General features: G+C 43.8%; 4 protein-coding genes. All 4 read right to left on the bottom strand.

The genetic code is table 11. The features are described from left to right. A partial coding sequence (locus Q0294_RS03310; RefSeq protein WP_299460899.1) for a DUF1559 domain-containing protein occupies positions 1-258 on the bottom strand: 258 nt, incomplete at its 3' end. Positions 259-300: 42 nt separating this feature from the next. Further along, a complete protein-coding gene (locus tag Q0294_RS03305; protein ID WP_299460897.1) occupies positions 301-762 on the bottom strand; it encodes a hypothetical protein in 462 nt (153 codons plus the stop codon). An 8-nt stretch (positions 763-770) separates the two neighbouring features. Beyond that, positions 771-1,472, bottom strand: a complete 702-nt coding sequence (locus Q0294_RS03300) for a hypothetical protein (protein WP_299460895.1) — start codon at positions 1,470-1,472, stop codon at positions 771-773. 331 nt (positions 1,473-1,803) lie between these two features. Further along, positions 1,804-2,895: type II secretion system F family protein (locus Q0294_RS03295; RefSeq protein ID WP_299460893.1), on the bottom strand; the 1,092-nt coding region annotated here is incomplete at its 5' end.

Below are 2,895 nucleotides of genomic sequence, written 5' to 3'. Positions count from 1 at the left end.
GGCTTCATTACGAATCGGACCCGTTAAATTGATGGTGCCGGATGGAAATACGTTGTGTGCCATTTCATAATTCTGTAATGCAATATTGAGCTGCACCAGATTATTTTTACACGAGGATCTGCGCGCCGCTTCCCGTGCCTGTTGAACGGCAGGCAGGAGTAATGCGATTAAAATCGCAATAATGGCGATCACAACGAGTAATTCGATCAGGGTAAAACCGCTACGGGATCTTTGACTCATTTCTGCGGATTGTGTCATAACGATACCTTTGACATTATTTGATCTTTTTAAGTAAGTGATTTAGTTATTAGATGAAGTTTGACTGAACTCAAAAGGCCATTCGCGAACGATTCGCACCCGTTCTGTTACTTTTGCCGGATAACTTGCCTGAGTACGAATGGTAACGGACTTGTCGTTTTGTTTGTCGCGCATAATCTCGATGATTACTTCTCCGGGAAATCTTCCACCGATTTCCTCTGGTGGAAGAACCCACGTTTCCCCAGCATAATTATCCTGGCTGTTCAGTTTTTCCACTGCCCGCTGTGCCGCAGCATCTGCCAGCCAGTTGGCTTGTAAATACTGTTGCTCTTTTTTCAGTTGTTTGATCTCAATTGACGATTGCTTTAAAAGCTCTCCAATGACAGCCAATGACAGTATCAGGCAAACCATGGGGATCAGGACAATCGTTCCACGCCGATAGAGACGACGATTCTGTCGACGCTTTTTACAAATAAAAACTGGTTGGCATTTATTTCGTTTCATGATGTCGTTCAATTCGATTTCGCCGTTTCACTTCGTTTATGAAACAAGTGCTTCTGGTCAATCAGAGACTCTAATTTAAAAGTACGGCCTGGCTTTTTGACAGTCTGATTGTCATGCGTTTCTTCAGGATCGATTCTAAATCTCATTGAGACTAATACTCGCTGATTTGTTTTTTCAATTTCGAATTGCAGGGATTCTACAGGAATTCGAAATTCATTTTGTGCAATGATCTTATCCGATTGTTTTTTCAGACGGCGAATAAGGGTTCCCTCTTTATTGACTGAATAAACGATAGATGCTTCCATTCCCATGTCGAGCTGGAGTTCGCTGCTTGTGTTATTGTCCTGCGGAATCACCACCGCATTTTGGGCGCTGCCAGCGTCCTCCCGAAATTGGTGAGATAAATTTTGCAGGTTCAATGTCTCATGAATCCGGGTCGTGCCCTTCATTTCCACGCGCATCAGAAACGCCAGTGTGGTGATACTGACCATAAAAACAACGGACATCAGCGACATCACCAGCAGATTTTCAATTAACGAAACCCCTTTCGGAGTTTTGAAATTGAGGGATTTGGGTTTATTCATTGCTACTCCTCTCACGATAAAACCAGAGGGAAAGGAGTAAGGGGTCGACTGGTTCACCATAAGGATTTTTCCAGGAAAGGCGGATTCGCACCTGTCGCTGCGTTGGCTCAATTTCTGCTTGAACAAGATCCAGTGATAATTCCGGCTCTCTCAGATTTAATCGTTGAAGCGTCTCTGGCTGGTATTGATTTAACCTTGCAGGAGTGAGGCTGCTCCATGAGTTGTCGGCAGCGATTCTTTCTCCCAGATTTGCTAATGCCGATGTGGCTGCTACTCGTTCATCAATCGATTTTCGTTGTAGATTCACAACCCTTAACGCTGGGATCGAAATCGCGACAAGTGTGCTGACCAGAACCATTGAGACAAAGGCTTCAAGAATCGTAAATCCTCTGCGTTCTCTCAATATAGAGTATTCTGCGTAATTGATTCGAAGACGTTTTTTCATAATACGTTGAACTCAAGAAAGATCGTTTAATAACTTAATGAGAGGCATAAATAAGGCAACTACAAAAAAACCGACAAGGATACCCAGAAAACTGATTAATATCGGTTTGAGAATTTCTGAAAGGAACCTCAGCTTTCTTGCTCTACGCTGTTCGATTGTGTCAGCCAGCGTTCTTAAAACATAGGGCAGATTTCCCATACGCTCGGCTGCAACACACAAGGCCGCTTCGGCACCGGTTATCACTTTACCCTTTCGCAAAGAGTCCCAGATATTTTCCCCTTGATTGATACTGAGACTGACGGATTGAGTTCGCTCTCTCACATCAGCCCAGAGATGAAACCTGGAAACAGAGTCCAGTGCAATCTGAGGCGGCTGTTGAACTGAAATCGACTGCGCAATTTGTCTGAGACACTGCGGGGTATTTAACCGGGGGAACCAGCCTGTGATAAAAGGAATGCGAAGGTTATACCACCCATAATAAGTTCCAAGATGCATCAATACTAACGCGATGAGTGGCAACGAAAATAAAGGCAGGAACACGTAAAAATGAGTCATGATAAAATCGCTCGCATGCATGAGCATCAGAGTCATTGAGGGAAGCTCCGTTCCAAAATCCAGAAAGATCTTTTTGAACTTTGGAATAATCCAATACATGATAAAGCTGGCAATCAGAAACAGAACTGAAACAACAACTGTCATATAAACAATGAGATTGGTGGCATTTGATTTCTCAGAGAACTTATTGAGATTTCTGGTTGTCTGAACAGCAGCATCACGCAGGGCAATTCCAAGGCTGTTGCTCTTTTCACCAATTCGCGCCGCCATGATTGCTGTCTGTGGCACCAGTCCTGGTGTTGCAGCCAGTGCATCAGACAGAGATGTTCCTGAATGAAGTAAGCTGCTGAGCTGTTGTATTTTATCTCGATAACTCCGGGACAATGTGTTGGAATATGTGTCCAGTTCGGTTGCAATCGGAATCTTCTTTTCCACGCAAATTGCCAGCAGCCAGAGTAACTCAGATTCATTAGCCCGTTTATGGACGGACAAAATATTTAACAGAGAGCCGATGAATACGAAAAGCAGCAAGAGCGGAGAAAAAAGTAA

Source organism: uncultured Gimesia sp. (assembly GCF_937919775.1).
In the GTDB taxonomy this organism is placed as follows: domain Bacteria; phylum Planctomycetota; class Planctomycetia; order Planctomycetales; family Planctomycetaceae; genus Gimesia.
Note: the sequence above shows the minus strand (reverse complement) of the source record. Positions and strands in the feature narration are given on the sequence as shown.

Coding starts and splice junctions, on each gene's coding strand:
- Q0294_RS03305 (WP_299460897.1), bottom strand. CDS start 762: ATGAAACGAAATAAATGCCAACCAGTTTTTATTTGTAAAAAGCGTCGA.